We start from the raw sequence: 24,712 nt of genomic DNA, 5'->3' as shown, positions 1-24,712 counted from the left end.
GTTCACCCCATCACAGATGCCCGGGCTCGGGTGTGGGCGAGGCGGTAGGAGTTTGTGCCGGTTTCGATGATGGTGGCGTTGTAGGTGAGGCGGTCGACGATTGCTGCGCACAGGCGGGGGTCGGTGAAGGTGTCGGTCCAGGCGGAGAAGGACTGGTTGGAGGCGATCGCGATGGCGTTCTTCTCCTCTCGTTCGGTGAGGACCTGGAACAGCAGTTCGGCGCCTCGCCGGTCGAGTTCCAGGTAGCCGAGCTCGTCAATCACGAGGAGGTCGACGCGGCCGTAGCGGTTGATGGTCCTGGTGAGTTGTTTCTCGTCGGCGGCTTCGACGAGCTCGTTCACGAGCCGGGTGGCGAGGGTGTATCGGACGCGGTAGCCCTGCTCGGCGGCGGCGGTGCCGAGCGCGATGAGCAGGTGGGACTTGCCGGTGCCGGAGTCCCCGATCAGGCACAGCGGGTCGCCGCGGCGGATCCAGTCGCCGGTGGCGAGCTCGTTGATGGTGGTGGGGTTGATGTTGGGGTTCGCGGTGAAGTCGAAGTCGGCGAGCCATTTCTCGCGGGGGAAGCCGGCGCTCTTGATGCGACGCAGGGTGGAGCGGCGGTCGCGGTCGTCGACCTCGGCCAGGAGGAGTTCGGCGAGGAAGCCCTGGTAGGTGAGTTGTTCCTTGGTGGCGGCCGTCACGGCGTCGTCGACGACGGCGCGGATCGTGGGCAGCCGAAGCCGGCGGCAGGCTTGGTCGATCGCGGCCTGCGCGGCTTGCTCGGTGAGGCCCTGACGACGGCGAAGGCTCTCGGGACGGCTGGTGCTGGTGGTGGTTATGGGGTTCCTGTCGGGGTGTGGTGGTGAGTCTCGGCGGGGGCCGGGGCGGGATCGGGTTGGCGTCGGCACAGGAGTTCGTCGTAGGCGGTGACGGTGGGCAGGGGCCGGGTGTCTTCGGGCAGGTGCGCGATGACCTGGTGCGGGTTGGTGGGGCGTCGGGGTGGCAGGTTCACGACCGTCCCGCCCCTGGTCTGGCTGGCTGGGGCGGGTGTGTGGGTGGTGGCATGGCGGCGGGCTTCGACGGCGACGACGTCGGGGCTGATCGCGCCCACCGACAGGGCCGAGGTGATGCCGGCGATCACCGCGTCGGACGGGAGGGATCGGTGGAGCAGGAGCACGTCGATCAACGCTTGGGTCCCGGCCACGTCGCCGCTGGTCTTGCGGGCCGCGGCCCAGAACGCGTCGTGGGCCGCGGTGAATGCTCCGGCGGCGCGGGCCTGCGCGAGGGCCGTGGAGCCGGGGAACGCGCCGGGCTTGTGCCGCAGCACTTCGAGGTAGTGGTCCAGCTCGACCCGGGTCACGCCACGGGTGCCGAGGCGAGGGTGGGTGGCGAGGACGGTGCGGCCCTCGAATACGACCACGCACGAGGCCCGCAGGGACACGCGGACGCGTTGGCCGATGAGGTGCGCGGGGACGGAGTACTTGACCATGCGGACGGTGATCAGGGCGGAGCGGTCGACGCGGGGGTGGAGGATCAGGCCGGGGTCGAAGTCGTCGGCCGGCAACGGTGCCAGGTGGGGCAGCTCGGCGTGGTGGTCCTGCCCGATCGTGTTGGCGTGGCCGGTGATGCGGCGGGTGTTGTCGTCGTGCTCCCAGGCGCGGATCTTGTCGTTGAGTTCGTCCAGGGTGGCGACTTCGGGCATGGGGGTGAGGTGGTTGCGGCGGAACCATCCGACCTCGCCCTCGACGCCGCCTTTCTCGTGGGCGCCGTCGATGCCGGGCTGGCAGTAGAACGCGTCGAAGCCGTAGTGGGAGCGGAACAGCACCCAGCGTTCGTTCTCGTCGCGTAGCCGGTCGCCGCCGTGGATGACCTGGACGACGGCGGAGGTGAGGTTGTCGTAGCGGATGTGGCGGGTGGGGATGCCGCCCAGGGCGTGGAAGGCCTCCTGTCCGCCGGTCGGGTAGACGCGGTGGATGGCCTTGCCGGAGTGGGACAGGCGGTAGACGAACATGTGGCACTTGGTCTTGACGCCGTCCAGGATGACGTAGACCTCGCCGAAGTCGACCTCGGCCTCCGCGCCGGGGGCGTGGTCCTGCGGCACCATCGCCTCCACCCGGCGCCCGGCCTCCAGATCGATCTGCGTGCGCCTGACCCGGACGTAGTCCCGCACCGTGGAGTAGGACAGGTCGGTGGCGCCGTGCTCGTCGCGCAGCCGGGCCAGGATCCTGGTCGCGGTATGGCGCTGCTTGCGCGGCGCGGTCAGGTCATAGGTGAGCATCTCGTCGATCGCCGGCTTGTACGGGTCCAGGCGCGGTGCTGTGCGGACCGGTTTCTTGCGGGGTGGGGGTTCGGCTGCGGCGAGTGCCTGGCGGACGGTGCGGCGGTGGACTCCGTGTTTGCGGGCGAGCTCGCGGATGGACAGGCCATCGACTCGCGCGTCGTGGCGGATGTCGGCGTACAGCTGCACTCGTGATCCCATCTTGGCTCCCTTGCCCTCGCGACTGGTTCCCAGTGATGGGGACCAGCGTGAAGGGGTGGGGCCAGTTCAGACCGTCAACACCCCGGCAAGTCGCACGCGGGGCCAGATCAGGCCGTCACAACGGGGCCGAACCAAGCTGTCACAACCATGCCAGTCCGTAGAGACGAAGGCGTGTGCCGGTGGTCTGACTCTCGTAGGTGGGGCGCAGAAGGACGACGGTGACACCCGGCGCGCTGAGTGCGCTGATGTCGTCGTTACCTCCTGGTGTATTGACGGAGAAGTCGTCAAGGCCGGCGTTGGGACCGCCTGTTCGTGGATCGAAGAAGACTGTGCCTTTCTCCAGGGGGATGGAGGTGGCTTTCGACTTGTCTCCCGACTGAAGGCTGATGCGTCGCTGCCCGTCGTCGGCCCGGGTGACCCCGACGGCGGTGACAAGCCCCGGGTCCTGGGAGGCTGCCAGCACAGCACGTGTCCTGGGGTTGAAGGTGGTGGCGACGGTGGACCGGTCCTTCCAGGCATCGGGGATGCGACTCTCGTTCGGTTCGACCGGGTCGGGTGCGGTCTCCGGCAGGACGGCCAGTCTCCCGGAAAGGTGGGACGCCATCGGGGCGATGCCGAGGGTCTGGCCCAGGTCGTAGGTGTGGGTGTCGGTGCCGGGCACCTTCGCCAGGGCGTCAAGGGAGACGGCCTGGGCGCGGTGGGCCTTCGTGTAGTCCCAATCGATGTCGGTGGACTCGTCCTTCGTGGCGTCGGGGTAAGTGACCGTCCAGCCCTCGACGATGAGCGGCTCCTAGTTGGCGAAGGCGATCAGAACATCCCTGACGACTCCACGGGGGTTGGTATCCGGGACGAGCGTGAGACGGCCGATCCCGTTGTGGCTTCCTCCACTGTGCTCCTCCGTGAGAATGAGGCTGGCGTGCCCCGCTGTACCTGTGTACTGGCGGTCCTCCTCGGAGAGATCGAGGTCGACGTCGCCGAGCTGCCACATCACGGAGTCGTCGGCCAGCGAGTAGACGGTGCTGCCGGCCAGGAGGACGGAGTCGGTGAGCTGGACGGCCTTGCCGTCGTGGAAGTGCTCGTTGGTGACCTGTCCGGTCACGGTGTCCAGGACGATGGTGAGGGCCGATTCCAGACCGTAATCGCCGTTGGAGCTCTTGCTTTGGAACTCCAGCTCCCCGAGCGTCAGGGCGACGTGGCGCCTGTCCGGGCTGGTGATGAGGTAGGGACGCTCACCAAGGACGCCGTTGACACGTCCCCCGTACTGGGCGAACTTCTTGCCTTGGCGGTGGTAGTCCCAGCGGATCTTCCCGGTGGAGGGATCCAGGCTGATGAGGCTGTCATCGGTGAGGACGAGGGGTCCGGCGGCCCCTGCGGTTGCGTCCAGCGCGGAGGGGATGTCGTGGGTCCAGGTCACCTGAGACGGGAAGGAGTTCGGGTAGGTGGGCAAGGTGGCGGGGGCGGCCACAGGGATCGGGCGGGGCCGGTCCCAGTTGTGGGCGAGGTAGGCGCTTGCGCTGAGCACGAGGGTCGGGGCCAGGAGGATTACCACCAGAACGATGCGCGGCCCCCAGGAGCCGGCGCTCCGGAGGTGGGCGGGTAGGAGGAGACGAGCGGACCTGGCACGCAGCCGTGAACGGAGCGAGGAGGCCTGTGCGACCTCGGGGAAGAAGGAGCGGGTGACGCGCTGGAGAAGATCGAAGGCGAAGAAGGAGCCCAGCCCCAGGGCCGCCATCGCGAAGGCGAGTAGCTCGCCGGCGCTGGCGTCCAGCGGCATAAAGATGTCGTGCCACAGGCCCAGCGCGCCTCCGGCGCTGAGCAGGCCGCAGGTGGCCACCCCGGCAACGGGCAGGAGCCGCTTAATGATGCGCCGGCAGGACTTTGCCCGATGCCGCCAGTCGACCCAGTACTCGGCCGGCTCCTCCCAGGCGAGAATGCCGATCCCCCACAGGACGAGCGCCGTGACCAGCGGCGCGAGACCGAGGTAGAGGAGCACCCAGCGCATCGTCAGATCAGTGCGCCACGCCAAGTAGAGGCCGGCCGCCACGAGGACGGTGAGCAGGGCGCCGACCTTCAACGCCCAGAAGAGGCCCTCGAACCGCCGCGACCAGACCCGTCGGCGCTCCTGGGGCGTGCGAGGGCGCCGACGGCGGGCAAGGGCTGATAGTGAGGAGTAGGGATTCTCTGAGGTGAGGGGAGTGGGAGCCGCGAGAGGCTCCGTGTCCTCTCCGGGGCGCTGATCGGTCATCGTGCTGTCTTCCGTGCCGCTACTTGCTGGTGAACTGCTCGAGGTTCTCGGTGTGGGGGTGGCCGTCGTCGTCGGCGCTGAGCCAGAACTGCTGGGGGTTGCCGTTGCCGTCGGCGGCCTCATGGCTGATGAGCAGGCCGGGGCCGGTGGGGACACCGACCGATTCGGCCCTTCCTCCCGTGAGGTCGTGCGTGCTTCCCGAGTTCAGGTCGACGATCTGGGTGGGCAGGGCGTCCCAGGCTGCTCGCGTCTGGTCATCGTCCTTCCCTGCGGTGCTGGCGGCGAGTGTGGCCGCGGCGGCAGGATCGCTGAAGCGTTGAAGCCATCCGCCGGGATAGACCCGATTGACACCGGTGATGGTTCTGCGCACTGTGCCGTCCGTACCCATCTGGGTCACCGTGAACGGGCGGAACCGGGTGCTCCGGTCGTTGCCGGTGGTGGGGGAGTACGGGGACAGGATGAGTGAGTCCCGGGAGGCGCCGATGAGCCAGTGGTCACTGGAAATGGTCGATGGCTTGCCCGCAAGGTTGCTCAGCGGGTAGACGGAGATGACTCCCTGACCCTCGGCTCCCGGGTAGTAGTTCTGGGCGGTCTGGATGGCCAGGCTGTCGTTAGTGAGGACCCGACCCAGGATCAGCCCGGAGACCTCCACCGAGCCCTCGAGCGTGCCCGTCTCGGCGCTGAGGACGACGACGTAGGTGCGCTGGGCCGAGAAGTCGTCGTCCTGAGCCGTCCGGTGCGGTTGGAGAATGAGCGAGATGTGCTGCCCGTCGGGACTGACGACACCCACGCCGGAGGACTCCTGCTTGAGAAGGTCGTAGGTCTGCGTCTGGGTGGTCGAGTCGCGGTCACCGTCGCCCAGGTCTCTGGTTCTAAAAATGGGGTGATTGAGGCGCATCGCCCACTGAAGGGTCTTGGTCTTCGGCTCGTCGTCGGTGCTCCCAGATTTGTCGCTGGTGACGACTCCTGAGGGCAGAGAACCATCATCGGATTCGGGTAGTGAGTTTTCCGCGCTGACCGTTCCGTAGCGGGTGTGCAGGTCGCGGACATAGACGGAAGAGAAGTGCTTCCGTTCGGACTCCACCTGATCTGCACTGAGCGGGGTGACGGAGACTCCCGCCGACGACGTGGTCGCTGCAGGCTTCGGGGTCGAGGAGCCGCAGCCTGACAGTGGCAGTGAGACGAGGAGCGCTGCCACTAGGGCGCGGGCGGCGCGGCTCGCCGCCGAACCGGTGCGGTGACGGGGCATCGACGGCATGGGGGTGGGCATGGGGCTGGGCTTCGTCGCGTGTGTCGTGTGGCGCATCATCGGGCTTCACTTCCCACGGCGTAGATGCGAGAGGTGCCGGTATACCGCGTGCCTGTCCGAACCATGATGATGGTGGCGCCGGGAGTACTGACTGCGGTCACCAGACTGTCTTCATGGTTGCCGTCGGCCAGTACCAGATCCTTGAGCTGAGGGTTGTAGAGCTTGTCTCCCGGCGGAGCGAATGTTGTCCCCGGCGCCAGGGGGATTGATACGCCCGATGACCCGTCTGCGGGCTTGACAGTGATCCGCCCCTCGACGGCTTCACCGACGGCGGTCTGGGTGATGCCGACGGAGGCGGCGGCCAGTCCCGGCGTCTTAGCCGCTGCCGTCACCTCACGTGTCCGAGGGTTGAAGACGGAGCCGACAGTGCCGGAGGCCTCCCACAGGAAGCGGTCCGAGCTGGAGTACTTCTTCTCAGGCTTCTCGGCTGGGAGGGGCGGGAAGGTCACGAGGGCTCCGGCCTTCATGGAGGCGATGTCGTTGACCGCAGAGGTCATGCCGAGGTTATAGGCCCGAGTGTCTGCTCCGGGAACACCGGCCAGGCCGTCGAGGCTGACGGCCTGGACCTCCCGGTCCTGCGGATCGTTATCCCTGGACCACGACGGCCTGGACTGTTTCCCACGAGGTTTGTCAATGACCATCCAGCCGTCGATCACCAGAGGATCATCCGCCTTGCTGTAGTCAAAGTCGATACGTCCGTCTGACCGGGGCGTGAGGGTCGGGAGCTCATGGGTGGCGGTGGGATCATTCTGCGGGACCGCAACGTCATGGTATGTCGCGGGGCGACTCAGGACGAAGGCCGAGTGACCGGCTGCGCCGGAGTAGGCGGCCTGAGCGGACTGAGAACCTGAGGCTCCGTCAACGCTGAGCTTTCGAAGGTCCCACATGGTTGACCGGTCCTTCAGCGAGTAGGCGGTGGTGCCGTAGAGGACCGCCGAGTCGGTCAGCTGGAGGGGACTGTCGCCGCGCCAGTCGAAGACCGTTGCCCCGGTGATCGTGTCGAGCACGACGGTGGCCTTCGGCGTCGAAGGACTGAGATTTCCGTCCGTTCCGGTCATGGACGTGTAGACGACCGGCTCTTCGAATCTCATCGCCAGGTAGCGGCCGTCGGGGCCGGAGATGACGTCTGTCGCGGTTGCTCCCTTACGCTGGTAGCTCCACCGGTTTGAGCCGTCACGGGGGTCGAGCCCGGTGGCTCCATCTGAGGTGAGAACGATGGGGCCGGCGGCTCCGGCGACCACGTCCTGTCCGCTCGCCAGATTCTTGGTCCACATCTCCTTCGAGGCGAAGCCGGTGGGATACGCCGGCAGCTGGTCGGCGTTCACCGACGGGCCCGTGGACTGAGTGATGGTGGGCCGGTCGGACGTCGTCGGGTGGCCGAGGTAGGGCACGGCGAAGGAGGCGACGAGCGCCACGACGGGAACGAGGGCGAGCAGGGCGCGAGGGCCCAGGGTCCGGAGGGAGGAGCGCCACGGTCGCCGCAGCAGATCGCGCAGGTCGTGTATCCGCTCCGAGATCGGATTGGGAACGTAGAGCGACTCGTCGGCATAGGGCTCGAACAGAGCGCGCAAGGCCCGCAGAAGAATGTCTGTGGACAGCAGCATGGCGAAGGCGGCGACACCCATGATGTAGGCCAGGGCCTCGCCCAGGCTGACCGCGTAGGTGGAGAACACGAACCTCCAGAGACTGACGATCGGGAGGACGGCGTACACGGCAGCAGCCGGGACCAGGACGGCGGGCAGGAGCATGAGCGCTGAGCGGGCCGCGGTCAGGACCCTGTTGCGCATGCTGCGGCTGTCATGGCGCGGCTCGGGCCAGAGGACGACCCCGCACGCCCACAGGAACACGGTCAGCGCCAGCCCCTTCCAGGACAGCAGAGGGAGCTTGAGCAGCACCTTGGCGATCCCGCTGCCGTAGATGACGCAGAGGGCGGCCGCGGCCACCATGCCGAGGAAGCAGCCGAAACGCAGCGACGTCAGGGCAGCGATGATGCGCTGATGGCGGCGCCTGCGCCGGTTGAGGGCCGCATCGGCCTGGTCGGCGCTGTGGCCGTAAGCGGAGGGGGACTCGTCGATGGGGTGGTCGACGTCGGCGGCGCGTGGCATGGCGTGAGGGTCTTTCTTTGTGGGCCGGTTGGGCGCTACTTGGTGGAGAACTGCTCGAGGTTCTCGGTGTGGGGGTGGCCGTCGTCGGCGGCGCTGAGCCAGGAGACCGGCACCGACGGCGAGCTCTGCTTGTCGGGATCGGTTCTCCTCATCACGAGAAGCCCAGGACCGGTGGGCAGCCCTGTCTCCTGGGCGTGCTCGCCGTTGAGGTCGGTGGCGGCTCCGGTGTCGACATCGACCACCTCTCGTGCTGCCTGCGCAGGCTCCTTTTCGTCCTCACCATCGGGGGCGGGATCCTTGTACCTCTCGACCCAGCCTCCGCGGTAGACCCTGTCTGCATGTGTGATAGTAGCCAGTTTGTGACCATTCGTGCTGATACGGGTCAGGGTGAAAGGACCGCAGGGACTGCTGCACATGTCGTAGTACAGCGGTTGCGTTGACAAGAGCAGGGAGTCCCGGCCGGCTCCTACGAGCCACTGATCGGTGGGAGTTGTGGTGGGGGAGGCAGAGCCGGAAAGTGGGACGGCGGTGATGGTGCCTTTGCCCTCCCCAGAGGGAAAGTAGGCGTGAGCGGTCTCGACGGCGAGGTGATCGTTGGTGAGGGCCTGCGCCAGGATGAAACCGGAGAACTCCCGGGTGAGGACGGTATTCCCGGTTCTGGCATCGAGAACGACGACGTAACCGCGTTGCTGTGAGGCCAGTTCCACAGTGCTCGACTGATCGGTGAGCTGCGGCTCTGCCTCCTGCTTCCGAGTCACCTGTAACGCGAGAGAGACGTAGTTCCCATTGGGACTCACGACGAGTGCGCCGACAGCTGTCGACATCAGTCGCCCTGTCAGGCCGTGGTCTGAATAGTTCGACCACGAGATGCTGCTGTCAGGGGCATTGGTCAGGCTGATGTCGAGGGCCCATTGAGGTGTGTACTCTGTGGAGTTGATGCTTGCAACCGTGAGGATGTTGCTTTTCAGGGCTGTTGAAACATGCGTCCCGCCGTTGGTGGGGGTGGATGGCGTATCGAGCTCATCGACGTTTTTCAGGGTGCGCGAGGTGATCGCGAGAGACTCGTGAGCGGGGTGTGAGCTGCGAGGGGTGCAGGCGGTCAAGGAAAGCGTCAGGGTGACGGCGATGGCGCACAGTGCGATGAAGAACGTGTGTGGTGTGGCGCCGACAGGAGGCACGAAAGTGAGTGCTTCTCGGGGGTGCTTGCCCATCATTTCCCTCCCGTGATGCCGTAGATCCTGACGTACTGTGACGCCCCATCTCCTGGAGGTGCGGCGTTCAGAGTGACGAGTGTGACGCCAGGGGTGTTCACTGCCGACAGGTAGGAACCGCCGGCGTGCGCAACCGCCAAGTCGTTGAGTTTCGCGTTGGAGGGGTCGCCGGTCCCCGGCGCGTAGAACGTTGTCCCGGGGGCGATGGGCAGGGACGCGGAGTGGCCGTCAGGGGTGCGGGCGGTGATCTGACCACCGGGGTTCGTCTCTGTTGCCCGGGAGGTGATGCCGACGGCGATACCAGAGATTCCTGCCGACTCTCGAGCGGGTTTCACTGCCTTGCTGTGCGGGTCGAAGACCTGCCCGACCGACGGCACTCCGTCCCAGAACTCTCTGAAGTCAGGAAACCTGTCGGCGTTGTTGGGTGGTGGGCTCGATGGCAGCATCGCCAGTGTTCCTGATGCGTAGGACGCCAGAGCATTGACGCCCAGCGTGACGCCCAGGTCGTAGGTCTGGGTGTCGGCACCTGGCACGCCGGCCAGGCCGTCAAGGTTCGCCGCGTAGGCATGGCCGGTCTCAGTCATGGTGGTGGCCCGTGACCACGCATTGTTGTCGAAGGAGGCAACCCATCCGTCGATGACCACCACCCGCCCTAGATGGTTCTCGAGCAGGTTGGGAGCGGGAGTGATCTGGTCTGGGTGTGCCTGCGGGATGAGGGACAGATGCAGGTCCTTGCCGGTCTCGATGAGAAAGGACGCATGCCCGGCCGTACCGATATAGGCGCCCGTTCCGAGGGGCGGCACCTGAAGCCCGGCACTCTGGAAGTCCCAGAGCTTGGTGTCCTTGTCCAGCGAGTAGACGGTTGTGTCATCGAGCAGGGCACTGTCCGTGAGCTGGAGTGCCCCTCCTGCGCTGACGTGCTCGTGAGTCACTTTGCCGGTGACGGAGTCGAGCACCAGGGAGACGTAAGACTGGACGTCCTGGCGGTCCGGGCTGCCCTCATTCTGTTTCCCGCCGTTGATGATGACACCTGGGCCGCTCAGGCGCAGGGCGATATGGCGGTGGTCGGGGCTGGTGATGAGGTAGATATTGCCCAAAGAATGTGGGAGATACTCCGAAACTAGCGCGGAGTACACGGCGCCATCACGCTGGTACGTCCAGCGAACGGAGCCGTCCTTCGGGTTGAGCCCCATGAGGCCGGTCGTGGTGAGGACCACGGGGCCGGCGGCGCCGCCGACGACGTCGAGCATCCCGTCGACGTCCTTGCTCCATGCGGCCTGAGAGCCGAGAGTGGAAGGGAGCGACGGTAGCTGCGAGTCGCTGATGGGCGCCGCGGTCGTGTGGTGCACGGGGGCGGCCCCGCGGTAGTGCGGGACCGCAGCAATGCCCGTCAGGACAACAGATGGCAGAAGGATCAGAGCGCCTGTAGCAGCAACCGTGCGCCGGCTGAGCGGCGCCGGCCTGAGTGTTGGGACCCAAGGGCGCCGGCCACGGCCCCGGTTGTTGGGGGCTGATTCACGAGGGTGACATGCTCGGATCCCCCGGAGAACGGCGTCGCATGTCGCCAACAATCCAGTGGCGGCCAGACCGAGGGCTACGGCCAGCAGCTCACCGACAGGAAAGCCGGCGTCCAGGACCTCACGCCACAGCAGGATGACCCGCCAGACGGTGTAGCCCGCACAGCCCGCGATGCCCGCCGGCAGGAGGATGAGGGGGATCTTCGGTGGCTTGGGGGTGCCCACGTTCTGCTCCGCCCACTCACTGAAGCTCTTGGTGCAGATGGCGGCGCAGGCGGCCCAGAGCCCGACGGCGATGAGAACCGGATACTGGCACTGCTTGCGCAGCGGAGTGAACATGTGGGACAGGCCGATACCCCACAGGAAGTACAGCCCGACGGCGGTGGCCGATGCGAGCAGAAAACCGACCCGAAGCGCCCTCAGGATGCTGGTGAGGCGCTTGGACCATTCGCGACGGTGCTGACGAGCAGGGGGCTCTGCGGCGGCGCCAGTGTCGGCATCGGCTGGGTGCTCGGCGGTAGGTGGCATGGCGTGAGGGTCTTTCGTCGCGGGGAGGCTTGGGTACTACTTGGTGGAGAACTGCTCGAGGTTCTCGGTGTGGGGGTGGCCGTCGTCGGCGGCGCTGAGCCAGAACTGCGGGGTGAAGGTGATCGTGCCGTTCTCATCAGAACTCTTCTGACCGATGACGAGTCCCGGCCCCGTGGAGACACGGTGCGTCCACACGCGGTCGGCGTCATCGTCGTAGACCGCTCCGGAGTTGGTGTCCACCACCTCGCGGTGAAACCGCTTCTCGTTGGACAGGTACGTGCTTCGACGCACCCACCCGCCCAGGATGATGCCGGAGGAATCCGTGAAGGTGGCGAGGTGCTTGCCGTGAAGATCGACCTGCGTCACCGTTGAGGTGGAGATGCTCCTGGCGTCAGGAGGCTGCGAGGACAGAAGTAGAGAACTCTTTCCGGAGCCTGCGAGCCATAGGCTGGTGGGGAAGGACGTGGGGGAGGCGGATGGCTCTGTCAGCGAGAAGACGCTGATGCGTCCCTTGCCTTTCCCCGCGGGATAGTAGGCGTCAGCGGTCTCGACGGCGAGTGAGTCACTGGTGAGGGCCTGACCCAGGACCAGCCCGGAGACTTCCACTGTACGTACGGGCCTACCGGAGGCTGTGTCGAGCACAATGACCGTCGTGCGTTGAGCGGCCAGGTTGAACGGCGTCTTCAGAAGTCGTCCGGGATGATCCTCTTCCGCCTCCGGGGGACGCAGCACCAAGGAGATGTATTGTCCGTTCGGGCTGACGGTCGCGTATCCAGAAGTGCGCGCCTGGAGGATGTTTCCCGCCTGCTGTTGTGCCGAGTACATGTCGCTTTCATAGTCGGTGAAGTCGGCGGCCTGCGGGGATACTGATACTGCCCATTGGGGATCGTCGTCGGGTGCGTCGAACCGGGCGACGAGTGTCGAGTCGTGGCCTTCTGTGTTGAATTGTCTGGTGATGCAGACGACTGCGCCCTTCACAGGAAGATATGACGGCCCGTTGTACTTGCCCTCCTCAAGGCAGCTCTGTTTCTCCTCTGTGGAGAGCATCGCCGATGAGAGGGATGTTGCGGTTGTCGGAGCAGGTGCGGTGGGCTGTGTGTGACAGGCGGCAAGTGTGGAGATCGTCAGTAGAGCGAGTGCGGCACAGGCGGTCCTACTCTTCCGTATGGTTCGCAGAGCTGTGTGTGAGTGATTCTGTGATTCCATGTCTACCTACCCTGGAATGCCATAGAGCCGGAAGGCGTGTGATCTGAAAGTGAATTCTGGTGAATCATCGAGGATGGCGATGGTGGCTCCGGGGGTGCTGAGTGCGGAGATAGTCGGAGGGTAGGTGTGTTCGCCTGCTAAGGGTTCTAGGCTGGAGTTGTAGGATAATGGTGGTCGGTAAATGGATCCTGGTTCGAGGTCGCATACGGGGATGATGCTGCCATCGCCCGTCTTGATCGTGATCTGACCATCGCCCGTGCTTGCCTCCGGGAGATGACGTGATGCTGTTGCGGGCTTTCCATCCTCTGGGTCGGTCGTGGTGACCCCTACGGCTGCGACGTAGTGGGGTGCCTGCCCAAAGGATGTTACCGTCATGGTGGCTGGGTCGAAGATCGTACTGACGGCGTTGAATCCTTTCTGGGTGAAGATGTCCTCGTAGTCCTCATCGCTGTCAATCCTTCCAACCGGCGAGCTGTCGGGGAGCACGGACAGCGTTCCGGTGGGGAGTGATGCTGCGGCGTTGATTCCCAGGGTCGATCCCATGTCGAAGGTGCGGGTGTCCGCGTTGGGTGCCTCAGCGAGGGCGTCAATGCTGACTGCGTGCGCGCGACGTGCGGTCGGTGGATCGTCCTTGACGTTTCTCTCGGCGTGGTCGTCGTAGATGCCGATCCACCCCTGCGCGGTGATGACCCGGCGCGGCTTGCGCTCGTGGAGTACGCCAGCGACTTTCTTCGGGTGAGACGGATCGGATTGCGAAATCACAGTAATTGCGTCGCTTTCGTCGATACTTTGAAGAATGAAGCTGGATTGGCCGGCTGTTCCTATGTGTGTTCTGTCGGAACTACCACTGCTTTTGACGCGCAGTTTCCTGAGATCCCACATCTGTGATCCATCGCTCAAGGAGTAGGCGACCGCCCCGTCAAGGAGCGCTGAATCGCTCAGCTGAAGTGTATCGTCATGGTCGTTCACGTCTTGGGGGTGCTCCAGCACCGCCTTCCCGGTGACGGCATCGATGACGATCGTTGTCCTCGGGGACTCACCTTTCAGGGGCTTCGGTTGTGACGTCAGTGACGTGTAGACGACAGGGTCGTCAGCAATCGCTGCCACGTAGCGGCCATTCGGGCTGGTGATGAGACCCTGATTCCCTGATGCAACAGTATCTTTGGAATCCGCCCCGGTCTGGAACTGCGAGCCGGCCCGGCGGTACTGCCAGCGAGTCGAGCCGTCGCTTGGGTTGATGCCGGTGATGGTGTCATTCGTGAGAAGAATCGGGCCAGCGGCCCCACTGACAATATCGACGAGGTCCTCGACATCCTTCACCCAGGCCTTCTGAGACCCGAAGGATGTGGGGTAGGTGGGTAGCTGGGAGGCCTTAAGTTCGGAGCTTGTCGTCTGCGTGATGGTGGGGGTGGAGGCGTGCGTGCTCTTCAACGTGAGGTAGGGGATGGCGAATCCGGAGACCAGAGCAATGGTTGGCAGGAGCGCGAGAGCCGTGGTGAGAGGGCTGAGAAAAGATGGGGTTTTCGGGCGAGGGCGGTGCCTGTGGGAAGTGGCGTCCGTAGGGTGGGTCGGCTTGGAATCCGAATCTTCAACGGTAGCCTCGTCATCCAAGGGAGCCTCGTCGGAGACGAAGGAAGAGCGGAAGGCATTGAGGGACATGTGAGCCATGGCGATCAGCCCGAATGCGGTGATGCCCATCATGAGGGCAAGCAGCTCCCCGAGGCGGACGCCGTAGGTGGCTGCGATTTCCTGCCACAGATCGAGGACCGGAAGACAGGTGTAGACGATCCATGCCGCAACGCCCGCCACTGGAAGAAACTTGAGAACGGTGAAGGCGCGTGTGAGAAAGTCGTGCGTGTTGTCGGTGGTGCGGTAGTCGGAAGGATCCATCCAGCAGACCATGCCCACTAGCCAGAGCGGAACAATGAGCCAGAACCGGCTCCATGAGCGGCCGAGCGCTATGTGTCCCACGCCCTTGATGCCGCTGTTCCAGATGAAGTACAGGGCGACCGCTGCAAGCAAGGCGAAAACGCCGCCGGCGAGCAGAGCTCGCAGAGCGGTGACGGTGCGCTGAAAGCGTTGGTTGCGATGCTCGAGTGCTGCGGCGAGCTGGTCATCGGTGGCCTCGTCTGCGGCTTCGAGATCGGCGGTAGGTGGCATGGTGTGCGGCCCTTCGTCGCGGGGAGGCTTGGGTACTACTTGGTGGAGAATTGCTCGAGGTTCTCGGTGTGGGGGTGTCCGTCGTCGGCGGCGCTAAGCCAGAACTGCGGGGTGGAGGTGGTCTTGCTGTTCTGGCCCTCACCGGTGGTGGTCTCCCGGGAGACGAGGAGCCCTGCAGCGGTGGGTAACGCGACCTCCTCTACCTTGAGTCCCGCGACGTCGGTGGTGACGCCGGAGTCAAGGTGGACCAGCTCGGTGGGGGTGGACTGATCCGTGCTGTCGGTGCCGTCCTTGACCCGTCCGACCCAGCCGCCCCGATAGACGTCGGTCACGCCGGTGACTGTTCCGACGACGTCGCCGCTCTCGCTCAGGCGGGTCAGCGGTTGAGCGCCGAAGTGCCCTTGGCTCATGTTGGACGGCGCCAGCAGCAGGGAGTCCTGGGTGGCTCCGACAAGCCACTTGTCCGTGGGGATCGTGGCCGCCTTGGCCGTCGGCTTGGCCAGGGAGTACGTGGTGACGGTGCCGTGACCGTCCCCGCCGGGGTAATAGCTCTGGGAAGTCTCTACGGCCAGGGTGTCATTGGTGAGCACCTGGCCCAGGATCAGCCCCTTGACCTCCTCAGTGCGGACAGTCCTTCCGGTCTCGGTCTCGATGACGAGGACGTAAGCACGCTGGTCTGCGACGGTGAAGTCCCGATTCTCCTCCTGTGCCTCGTAGGGATCGAGCATGTCAGCGGGGCGTAGAAGGAGAGACGCGTGACATCCGTCAGGACTGACGACTGCGTATCCGGATGTCGACTCGAGAAGCTGACCTTCGGCGGCCATCTGAGGTGTCGTTGTCTTCCCTGAGAGCATGTCAGCAACAGAAGGAGTGATTGTAGTGGACCACACAATAACTCCCTCCGTATTGTGTTTTACTAATGTTGTCTGACCGTTGTGGGTGTCGTACATGCTGAGCGGGCCACTATTGGTCGGAAGTGGGGCGACGCCGGAGTGGCTGAAGTATTCTCCCAGTTCGACATTCTTGGCTTCACCGGTACTGAGTGAAGAAGCTGAGGGGGTCGATGCCGTGGAGGGGGTGCTGGTGATGGGGAAGCATGCTGCTAGTGATGCCATCCCAAGGGAAAGTGACATCAGCGCGCCGGTGATGCGCAGAAGGTGGCTCGAGTGTTGCCTGCTCGAGCGGAGGATGTTGTCGGCGACTCTCATTGCTGTGTGGCCTCCGTGATCCCGTAGAGGCGATAGGACCGGCTCTCAAAATTGGGGCGCGCGGTGGGGTTGAGGATGATGATGTTCGCTCCTGGTGCGTGAAGTGCAAAGATGTCTGTGAAGTGACTGAGGGTGACAGCCATCTCCTTCATGTCAGGGTTGTATGTTGGATAGCCTGGGGGGTAGAAGACGCTACCTGGCGAGATAGGGAAGGAGGTTTCGGCGTCGTTGCCCATGGAGGAGATTTTTATCTCGGCGCCGGCGGACGATCCTGTGCTGGTAGATGAGATTCCGACTGCTCGAATGAGGCCTGATGTCTGACTGGCCGACAGTGTTGTCTGTGTTGAGGGGTCGAAAATCGTTGAGATAGTGGTGGAGTTATCCCAATCAGGAAAATCGTCATGGTCGCCAATGCTGCGTGCCGGCGGGGGCAGCGTTGCCGGGAGCATGACGATTTTCCCGGTGGTCAGTGATGCTGGGGCGTTGATGCCGGCGCTTCGGCCGACATGATGAGTGGGTGCGCTGGTGCTGCCTGGCTTCGCAAGTGAGTCGAGGTCGGCGACATGCATCTGCCACCCCAGGTCGTCGGAGCCGTTAGCAGTTGTGGGGGTACCGTCACTGAAGATGGCCGTCCACCCACCGATCACCAATGGGAGCGCCTGATTCCCCATGAGAGGGACTGGGGGAGTGGCGTGAACCTGGCTGGGGTCGTCCTGGGAGATAAGGGACAGGCTCCCGTACTGCAGGATGCCTGTGCCATCCACGCGGTCTTCGGAGTGTCCCACAATGAATGTTGAGTGTCCGGCAGTCCCGAAATACCTTTCTCGCCCTCCCTCTTCGATGCTGACGCCAAGCTTCTTCAGATCCCATTTCTCGGTCTTGCTGCCGAAGGTGTAGATCTTACTTCCGTCCAGGATCGCAGAATCGGTGATCTGAAGGGTTCCGTCGTCGGAAATATGGTCATTGACCACTTGGCCGGTGATGGTGTCCAAGACGATTGTGATCGTTGTCTGGTCAGTGATTGGAAGGTTCTTCACCTTGCCGGGGCCGGAGATGCGAAAGGCGATGTGCCGGCGGCTGGGACTGACTACAAGCGTGCGAGCGTATTTCTTCCCCGCTTGTTTACCTATGGGGTCGAGGAATGTCTCGTATGTGGCACCCTTTCTCGCGTAGCTCCATAAGGTGCTTCCGTCAATGGGGTTAATTCCTGTGACGCCGTCGGATGTATGGACGACGGGGCCGGCGGCCCCCGCCACAATGTCCAGGACGTTGTCGATGTCCTTGACCCAGGCCGGCTCGCTGGCCATGGAGGTGGGGTAGGCGGGAGGAGTCTTGGCGACTGATGGGGGAGTGAGCTTCTGGACGGCCTTATTACGTCGGCTCAGCGGGACGGCCGCTGCGCCGGCAAGGAGGACGGAGGGGGCCAGCACCAGAGCGGCACGTGCGAGCGTCCGACGTCGCGGGCCCTCGGGGTACTGATCCGGCCTTCTGGGCTTCCGGAGGCGTCTCCACCATTTCCGCTGGTAGAGCTCCGGAGGCAGCACGGCGGCCCGGAGCGTGCGAATAAGAATGTCGGTGATGCTCAGGAGTGCCAGTCCCGCCGTTCCCGCGGCGATGGCAATGAGGTCCACGGTGTTGATCCCGGTGCGGGAGAGTACGGAGGACCACGTCGACAGACACTCCCACATCATCCAAACGGCGAACACTGCGATCCCACTCATCGCCAGGACGGCGACCGCAGTGCGTATCACGGCGATGGGGGAGCCGTGGACGGGGTCGCGGAACCTCGAGGGCCGAGGGCGGATGATGCCGGTCGCTATCCAGAAGGCGCCGATCGCGGCAGGGGGCATGCCCCACAGGGGGGCGGTGCGAACGCCGCTCGGCCAGGCGAAGAAGAGCGCAACAGCTCCGATGACGCTGAGCAGCGCCCCGATTCTCAGCGCCGGCAGGACGGGCAGTAGACGTTGCGCGATATCCGCGACCCCTCGCTCGGCCTCCCGTGCTTCGGTGTCAGCGGCCTGACCGGTGCGCGTGTTGTCGTGGTCGGTCGGCGCAGTGTCGTCATGGCCGGCGTCGGCGGGAGAAGGCACGGGAGGCATGGCCTCCATTGTGGTGGGCCGTCTCGGATTGTGCGGCAGAGTATGTGGGGCAGTTCTTCCCATGCCGCTCGAATGGTCTGGCTTCACGGCGCACGCAGACGCGCCGACGCCGTCTCTGCCGCCGCGGTCGTACCTTGGGTCTCGCGTTCGTGCCTTGGGTCTCGTGTGCTGTCTCCTCACTTCTGAGACATTTGAGTGTCATGACTTCTGAGACACTCACTCGGGCGGGAACCCGGGGCAGGCCGGTGGTCCAGGAGGCGAGGGTGAGGTCGAAGGGAAGAGGCCTGACAGGTCGTCGGTGTCCATGGTGCTGACATCAACCCCGCATCGGTGCTGCATACCGAAGAAAGACCGCAGGATTTCAACGATTCCCGCTGGGTGCTTCGACGGCAGGCTCGTCAATGTCAGCGCTGTGGACACCGGGTCGCGCAGGAGTGAGTCCATGGTTCCTACCGCAGAGCCCGGCGCCTCCGCCACAGGTCCGCCCCCTGCCCGCTGCCTGCGCAGGGGCCCGGAGGTCATGGTTCGACGCCGGCCCCGCCCAGAACTGGCTCGAGATGGCCCGAGTCGGCCTGCTCCATGAGGGTCGGGATCTACTGGCCAAGGGTTGTGCGTACTGCACGAAGGCCCTACCTACCTCCAGTACCCCCAACCCTCCTTCAGTAGAACCCCACCCTCGTGCAGTGCATCCAGACGACGACGGCAGCCACCACAGTGACCGGGGCAACCTCCTCCGGCAGGCTGAAGCAGCAGCTCTCCCAACCGGCAGGCCCACCCCACCGGTGTCTCAGATGTCATGACATCCGAAACTCTCAGAAGTCATGAGACAACACAGTGCCTTGGGTCTCGCGTTCGGGGGTTAAGGGTACGAACGCGAGACCTACCCTACGAACGCGACCGGTGGGGCGGGGCGTCGGGCGGAGGCTGAGCCTGCGAAGACGACGATGGACGGGGATCATGGCCTCATGAACTGCTCGCACCATCGTCTGGCCCTCCTGACAACCACCGGTGCCGGCCTCTGTGGAGCGCTGGTGCTGGCTGCCTGCGCCGCCCGTCCACGCGGGGACGACTCGCTCCCGCTGCCCGGCGACGACCTGGTGCCCGAGGCGACCATGATCGAGACCCACCAGATCGACATCGACGCCCCGGTAGCCGCGGTCTGGCCCTGGCTGGTGCAGCTGGGGTACGAGCGCGGCGGCTTCTACAGCTTCGATCTGCTCGAGCGTCTGGCGGGTGTGGGCATCACCAACGCCCGACGCATCGAGCCGCGGTGGCAGGATCTCGCCGTCGGCGACCGGGTGTATCTGGCCGCCGACGCCGCCCTGACCGTCGCGCGTCTCGAACCCGAGCGCTGCCTCGTCCTGTCCTCCGACGGCGGCGCCGCGCCGCCCGGGGCGGGCATGGACTTCGACTTCTCCTGGGCCTTCGTGCTCGACGAGCTTGACGCTCCCCGCTCCGGTCGCTGCCGTTTGCGGATCCGGGAGCGCTACCTACCCCACCGGAGCGCGACGACGGCGGTGGTGTGGGCGGTGCGCCCCGTCGCCAGGTTCATGACCCGGGGGATGATGTGGGGCCTGCGCAGGCGCGCCCAGGGCTGAGTCGACCCGGCTCAAGGCTTACTCACGCCTACCGCGAACAGGGGCATGGCCCAGGCGTCGGCCTGGTTAGCCTTGTCAGCACGTGCTCTCAGCGCCATCTCTCCGCGGCGCTGCGACATCCCTCGCCACCACCGGACGAGCGGTCCTGCACTGAGCGCGTGCCGAGGAGGAATTACTGATGTTTGAACGCTTTACCGACCGCGCCCGTCGCGTCGTCGTGCTCGCGCAGGACGAGGCGCGGGCCCTGAACCACAACTACATCGGCACCGAGCACCTCCTTCTCGGCCTCATTCACGAGGGCGAGGGGGTGGCCGCCAAGGCGCTGGAGTCCATGGATATCTCCCTGGACGCCGTGCGCAACCAGGTCATTGAGATCATCGGCGAGGGGCAGTCCGCCCCCACCGGTCACATCCCCTTCACGCCGCGCGGCAAGAAGGTCTTCGAGCTCTCCATGCGCGAGGCCCTCCAGCTCGGCCACAACTACATCGGCACCGAGCACCTTCTGCTCGGCCTGCTGCGCGAGGGTGAGGGCGTGGCCGCCCAGGTCCTGACCAACCTCGGCGGGGACCTGTCCAGCGTGCGCCAGACCGTCATGCAGATGCTCTCCGGCTACGAGGGCAAGGAGACCGTCAACGCCGGCGGCCCCTCCAAGGAGGGCACGCCCTCGGGCAGCGCCATCCTGGACCAGTTCGGCCGCAACCTCACCGCCGCCGCCCGCGAGGGCAAGCTGGACCCGGTCATCGGCCGCAAGAAGGAGATGGAGAGGGTCATGCAGGTCCTCTCCCGGCGCACCAAGAACAACCCCGTCCTCATCGGGGAGCCCGGCGTGGGCAAGACCGCCGTCGTCGAGGGCCTGAGCCAGGCCATCGTCCACGGTGACGTCCCCGAGACCCTGCGCGACAAGCAGCTCTACTCCCTGGACATGGGCTCGCTCGTGGCCGGCTCGCGCTACCGCGGTGACTTCGAGGAGCGCCTCAAGAAGGTCCTCAAGGAGGTGCGCACCCGCGGCGACATCGTCCTGTTCATCGACGAGATTCACACCCTCGTTGGTGCCGGTGCCGCCGAGGGCGCCGTCGACGCCGCCTCCATCCTCAAGCCCATGCTGGCCCGCGGCGAGCTCCAGACCATCGGGGCCACCACCCTGGACGAGTACCGCAAGATCGAGAAGGACGCCGCCCTGGAGCGCCGCTTCCAGCCGGTGACCGTCGACCAGCCCAGCATCGAGGAGACCATCGGGATCCTCACCGGCCTGCGCGACCGCTACGAGGCCTTCCACCGCATCGTCATCACCGACGAGGCCATCGAGGCCGCCGCCAAGCTCGCCGACCGCTACATCAACGACCGCTTCCTGCCGGACAAGGCCATCGACCTGGTCGACGAGGCCGGTGCCCGCCTGCGCATCCGCCGCATGACCGCCCCGCCCGAGCTGCGCGAGATCGACGAGAAGATCGCCGAGGTCAAGCGGGAGAAGGAGTCGGCCATCGACGACCAGGACTTCGAGCGCGCCGCCTCCCTGCGCGACGACGAGCGTCGCCTGGCCGACGAGCGCGCCGCCAAGGAGAAGGCCTGGAAGTCCGGCGACCTCGACCAGGTCGCCGAGGTCGACGAGGCGCTCATCGCCGAGGTCCTGGCCATGTCCACCGGCATCCCGGTGGTCAAGCTGACCGAGGCCGAGTCCGCCAAGCTCCTCAACATGGAGGCCGAGCTCCACAAGCGCATCATCGGTCAGGACAAGGCCATCGAGGCCCTGTCGAAGTCGATCCGCCGCACCCGTGCCGGCCTGAAGGACCCCAAGCGCCCCGGTGGCTCCTTCATCTTCGCCGGCCCCACGGGCGTCGGAAAGACCGAGCTGGCCAAGGCCCTGGCGGAGTTCCTGTTCGACGACGAGGACGCCCTCATCCAGCTCGACATGTCCGAGTTCGCCGAGAAGCACACGGTCTCGCGGCTCTTCGGCGCCCCTCCCGGCTACGTCGGCTATGACGAGGGCGGCCAGCTCACCGAGAAGGTGCGCCGCCGGCCCTTCTCCGTGGTCCTGTTCGACGAGGTCGAGAAGGCCCACCCGGACATCTTCAACTCCTTGCTGCAGATCCTGGAGGACGGGCACCTCTCCGACGCCCAGGGCCGCGTGGTCGACTTCAAGAACACCGTCATCATCATGACCACCAACCTCGGCTCCAAGGACATCGGCAAGTCGGTGGCCACCGGCTTCCAGTCCACCGAGTCCGGCGCCATGGACTACGAGGAGATGAAGGCCCACGTCAACCGCGAGCTCAAGCAGCAGTTCCGGCCCGAGTTCCTCAACCGCGTCGACGACCTCATCGTCTTCCCGCAGCTGACCAAGGAGGAGGTGCGCCAGATCGTCGACCTCATGATCGCGCGCCTCGACAGGCGCCTGGCCGAGCAGCAGATGACCATCGAGCTGACCGAGGCCGCCAAGGAGCTCCTGGCCGAGCGCGGCTTCGACCCGGTGCTCGGCGCCCGCCCGCTGCGCCGCGCCATCCAGCGCGACATCGAGGACGCCCTGAGCGAGAAGATCCTCTTCGGGGAGATCGAGCGGGGCCAGAAGGTCATCGTCGACGCCGAGGGTGAGTCCATCCTGGGTGAGTTCATCTTCCGCGGCGAGCCCTGGGAGCAGGGCGAGGCCGAGGTCGCCGCACTGCGTGAGGCTGAGAATGCCGCGGCCGGCGGTGGGACAGGGGCCTCCAGCCCGCTGCGCATCTCCTCGACGCCCATCAGTCGTGGCGGCGGCGCCTCACCGGCCGCCGAGCCCGGGCGCTGACCTCACCGGGTCCAGTCCCCTTATCAGTTCCATACGATGGGCCGCAACCTCACTGGGGTTGCGGCCCATCGTCGTCGCTGCACAGCGGGGCCCTCGGTCTGCAAGACGCGTTGGCGTGAACTGCAGGGGAGGCGGCGGGGCCGCCTTGCTCCCGCCTCCATTTTTCCAGGCGGCTCCCATGAACTTGAACGCATGAGTGTGCGGGATGCGGTTCGCAGTTATGAATATGCACGGGACTCTGGCTCGGTGTCGCCGCAAAGGATGGAAATGAAAATTGAATGAAATCTGAGCGAAGCAAGAGAATGTTCTGAGAGTTTGGCCTGACTGTCTCATGTCTGTCCTCTGCCGGATACAGTGGAGTGACGATCCGTCGAAAGTCGTCCCTCCGACGTGGTCGATCGGTGTCGTCACCCCGCCTTGTGCGGGGCCGTCTCAAACGTCTTTGCCCCTACTCGTCCTCACTGTCCGTACCTGTCCGCCCTCATTCAGACTGCCGCGACGCTCCTCGATCGCGGCGCCGGAATGTCCGGCTCGGATCGCCCGTGCGTGCTCACGCATTCTTGGTGCCGCTACTCCCATGACCCAACTCAGATACGAACCGCGACATTTCCACCAGCATCGTTTTCCGCGACTGCGGACCGCTAACGCTGCTGTGACCCTGAGCGTCCTCGGCGTGGTGGCGGCGGTACTGCCCTGGATCGGCTGGCCGAAGCAGGTCACTGTCGGTGTCCTGGTCCTCACCGTCCTCATCGGGCTGGGGCTGGTGACGGCGCCGCCCACCCGGGCGCTCAAGCGCGGCGGCATCGCCCCGGGTGCTCGTTGGCACTGGGGCGCGGCGATGCTCCTGGGCATGTCCCCGGCGATCCTGCTGGGTCTGAGCTTCCCCGTCGTGTCCCAGAAGATGGCTGCCAGCACGGTGGGCGGCACGGGCCTGCCGGTCATCGTCCTGAGCGTGTCGGTGGCGGTGCCCTGGCTCAGCCAGATCATCGGCACCCCCGTCTACCGGCTCCTGGGCGACTCCATCGGCCGCGGTCCGCGGGCGGTCCTGGAGCGCTACTGCTCCATCTGGCCGGCACTGTTCCTGTGGGCGCTCCTGCCCACGGCGCTGGAGATCCTCGTCGTGGCCGCCGTGACCGGCTGGAACCCGCACGTCCTGGGCGTCCACACCGCCCTGCTCCTCCTGCACGTCATCTTCGTGCAGTCACTCATCGTCGCCGACGTCGCCGGACGACGCCGCCTGTGGTCGGTGGGCTGGCTCTGCTACGCCGTCGCGCTCGTCGCCGAGCCCACCTGGTGGTACCTGCCCCCGCTGATGGGAGCCCTCAGCCAGCTCCTGTCCATGGGACGCTCCCTGGGCAGGATCCTGCGGCCCCGCGGGGTTGCCACCGGCATCCTCGTGCAGGACATGCTCCGCGGCGCGATCCTGGGGGGAGTGCTGTGGTCAGACAAGTTCTTCCTCTTCCTGGGCGCCGGTCGCGACTTCGACGTGGCGCTGGTCTACCTGTGCCTCCAGCCCGCCGTCGTCGCCTACTGCTACTACTTCGCGGTCACCGCGCCGCGGGTCAACACCGAGATCGCCCTGTTCCAGACGGTTCTCAAGCGTGAGGGCATGACCAGCCTGCGCGAGCGCGGGCGCACGCTGCGCCGGCTGCTGGACGCCAGCCTCATCCGCGCCTGCATCGTGGGGGCCGCCGGCGTCATCGTCGTCGTGTGCTCCATGGCGCTCATATCCTCCGAGCAGGTCCCGCTGGTCCTCGAGGTGTGCCTGTCCTCGATCCTGTTCACGGTGCTGACGCTCCTGAGCTACGAGATCGACCACATCGGAGACTCGACCACCGCCCTGCTCCTGTCCGGCATCCACGTGGCGATCGCCGCGGCCCTGCTGCTCAAGGTGGCCGACGCCGCCGCCTACCTGCCGCTGGCCGGTGTCGACCTGGTGCTGTGCGCGCTGGGGCTGCTGCTCTACCGCAAACGGTGGGTCGCACCCGAGTACTCCTTCTTCTGGGGAAAGGCCATGTCCTGGTGAGCTCGTCATCCTCCTTCCGCGCCCGCCTGGAGAGCCTCCCGCTGCGCTACTCGGCTCCCGCCGGCGGCTACGCCCCGATGCCCAGCCCCGACGACGCCCCCGGCATCGGGGACCGGGGCGAGGAGACCGGCCCCAGGATCAAGGTCGGCCCCGACGGCTACGGCGTCGTCGTCACTACTGGCGGCGCCAGCGCCCCGAGCGGTCCCTCGGCCGCCACCCCCTCCGCCGGCTCACCCACCGTCCCGCCCGCCACTGAACTGCCC

The 24,712-nt window shown here is 65.7% G+C and carries 16 protein-coding genes; 4 read left to right on the top strand and 12 right to left on the bottom strand.

What is annotated here, in order from left to right; all coding sequences use genetic code 11:
* Nucleotides 1–2: 2 nt before the first annotated feature.
* From istB to BKH20_RS07810, 12 genes are all read right to left on the bottom strand, one after another.
* Entirely contained in the window at nt 3–887 is an 885-nt protein-coding gene (istB, locus tag BKH20_RS07860; RefSeq protein WP_276565254.1) for an IS21-like element helper ATPase IstB, read from the bottom strand.
* The gene (istA, locus tag BKH20_RS07855; protein ID WP_075390593.1) at nt 815–2,458 is read right to left on the bottom strand and encodes an IS21 family transposase; all 1,644 of its coding nucleotides are present in this window, start codon (nt 2,456–2,458) and stop codon (nt 815–817) included. Before istA ends, istB begins: the two co-directional genes overlap by 73 nt.
* Before the next feature lie 139 nt (nt 2,459–2,597).
* Nucleotides 2,598–3,119 carry a hypothetical protein gene (locus tag BKH20_RS14690; protein ID WP_256693093.1) on the bottom strand — a complete coding sequence of 174 codons (522 nt, stop codon included), beginning with the start codon at nt 3,117–3,119 and terminating at the stop codon, nt 2,598–2,600.
* A 129-nt stretch (nt 3,120–3,248) separates the two neighbouring features.
* On the bottom strand, nt 3,249–4,703 hold the full coding sequence (locus tag BKH20_RS07850; RefSeq protein ID WP_256693092.1) for a hypothetical protein: 1,455 nt from the start codon (nt 4,701–4,703) through the stop codon (nt 3,249–3,251).
* Nucleotides 4,704–4,722: 19 nt separating this feature from the next.
* Entirely contained in the window at nt 4,723–5,973 is a 1,251-nt protein-coding gene (locus BKH20_RS07845) for a hypothetical protein (RefSeq protein ID WP_256693091.1), read from the bottom strand.
* 35 nt (nt 5,974–6,008) lie between these two features.
* Entirely contained in the window at nt 6,009–8,117 is a 2,109-nt protein-coding gene (locus BKH20_RS07840) for a hypothetical protein (protein ID WP_075390591.1), read from the bottom strand.
* A 35-nt stretch (nt 8,118–8,152) separates the two neighbouring features.
* On the bottom strand, nt 8,153–9,295 hold the full coding sequence (locus BKH20_RS14050; RefSeq protein ID WP_143224966.1) for a hypothetical protein: 1,143 nt from the start codon (nt 9,293–9,295) through the stop codon (nt 8,153–8,155).
* A gap of 32 nt (nt 9,296–9,327) precedes the next feature.
* Entirely contained in the window at nt 9,328–11,373 is a 2,046-nt protein-coding gene (locus BKH20_RS07830) for a hypothetical protein (RefSeq protein ID WP_075390590.1), read from the bottom strand.
* A gap of 36 nt (nt 11,374–11,409) precedes the next feature.
* Nucleotides 11,410–12,420 carry a hypothetical protein gene (locus BKH20_RS07825; protein ID WP_081381657.1) on the bottom strand — a complete coding sequence of 337 codons (1,011 nt, stop codon included), beginning with the start codon at nt 12,418–12,420 and terminating at the stop codon, nt 11,410–11,412.
* Between the two features lie 165 nt (nt 12,421–12,585).
* The gene (locus BKH20_RS07820) at nt 12,586–14,739 is read right to left on the bottom strand and encodes a hypothetical protein (protein WP_075390588.1); all 2,154 of its coding nucleotides are present in this window, start codon (nt 14,737–14,739) and stop codon (nt 12,586–12,588) included.
* A gap of 35 nt (nt 14,740–14,774) precedes the next feature.
* Entirely contained in the window at nt 14,775–15,467 is a 693-nt protein-coding gene (locus tag BKH20_RS07815) for a hypothetical protein (protein ID WP_081381656.1), read from the bottom strand.
* 476 nt (nt 15,468–15,943) lie between these two features.
* A complete protein-coding gene (locus tag BKH20_RS07810) occupies nt 15,944–18,046 on the bottom strand; it encodes a hypothetical protein (RefSeq protein WP_075390586.1) in 2,103 nt (700 codons plus the stop codon).
* A gap of 965 nt (nt 18,047–19,011) precedes the next feature.
* Between BKH20_RS07810 and BKH20_RS07805 the strand changes: the two genes are divergently transcribed.
* The 4 genes from BKH20_RS07805 to BKH20_RS07790 form a co-directional block, all read left to right on the top strand.
* Nucleotides 19,012–19,644, top strand: a complete 633-nt coding sequence (locus BKH20_RS07805) for an SRPBCC family protein (protein WP_075390585.1) — start codon at nt 19,012–19,014, stop codon at nt 19,642–19,644.
* Between the two features lie 178 nt (nt 19,645–19,822).
* Nucleotides 19,823–22,423, top strand: coding sequence for an ATP-dependent Clp protease ATP-binding subunit (locus BKH20_RS07800; RefSeq protein WP_075390584.1), 2,601 nt, complete (start codon nt 19,823–19,825; stop codon nt 22,421–22,423).
* A gap of 652 nt (nt 22,424–23,075) precedes the next feature.
* Entirely contained in the window at nt 23,076–24,449 is a 1,374-nt protein-coding gene (locus BKH20_RS07795; RefSeq protein ID WP_256693090.1) for a hypothetical protein, read from the top strand.
* Nucleotides 24,446–24,712, top strand: a 267-nt coding sequence (locus BKH20_RS07790; RefSeq protein WP_218638159.1) for a hypothetical protein, incomplete at its 3' end; no start/stop codon positions are given. The genes BKH20_RS07795 and BKH20_RS07790, both read left to right, overlap by 4 nt.

The organism is Actinomyces oris (assembly GCF_001937445.1).
Lineage (GTDB): Bacteria > Actinomycetota > Actinomycetes > Actinomycetales > Actinomycetaceae > Actinomyces > Actinomyces acetigenes.
This window is presented reverse-complemented; position numbering and strand designations above follow the sequence as displayed.

Coding starts and splice junctions, on each gene's coding strand:
- istA (WP_075390593.1), bottom strand. CDS start 2,458: ATGGGATCACGAGTGCAGCTGTACGCCGACATCCGCCACGACGCGCGA.
- BKH20_RS07850 (WP_256693092.1), bottom strand. CDS start 4,703: ATGACCGATCAGCGCCCCGGAGAGGACACGGAGCCTCTCGCGGCTCCC.
- BKH20_RS07845 (WP_256693091.1), bottom strand. CDS start 5,973: ATGCCCACCCCCATGCCGTCGATGCCCCGTCACCGCACCGGTTCGGCG.
- BKH20_RS07840 (WP_075390591.1), bottom strand. CDS start 8,117: ATGCCACGCGCCGCCGACGTCGACCACCCCATCGACGAGTCCCCCTCC.
- BKH20_RS07830 (WP_075390590.1), bottom strand. CDS start 11,373: ATGCCACCTACCGCCGAGCACCCAGCCGATGCCGACACTGGCGCCGCC.
- BKH20_RS07825 (WP_081381657.1), bottom strand. CDS start 12,420: ATGCTCTCCACAGAGGAGAAACAGAGCTGCCTTGAGGAGGGCAAGTAC.
- BKH20_RS07820 (WP_075390588.1), bottom strand. CDS start 14,739: ATGCCACCTACCGCCGATCTCGAAGCCGCAGACGAGGCCACCGATGAC.
- BKH20_RS07815 (WP_081381656.1), bottom strand. CDS start 15,467: ATGCTCGATCCCTACGAGGCACAGGAGGAGAATCGGGACTTCACCGTC.
- BKH20_RS07810 (WP_075390586.1), bottom strand. CDS start 18,046: ATGCCTCCCGTGCCTTCTCCCGCCGACGCCGGCCATGACGACACTGCG.
- BKH20_RS07805 (WP_075390585.1), top strand. CDS start 19,012: ATGAACTGCTCGCACCATCGTCTGGCCCTCCTGACAACCACCGGTGCC.
- BKH20_RS07800 (WP_075390584.1), top strand. CDS start 19,823: ATGTTTGAACGCTTTACCGACCGCGCCCGTCGCGTCGTCGTGCTCGCG.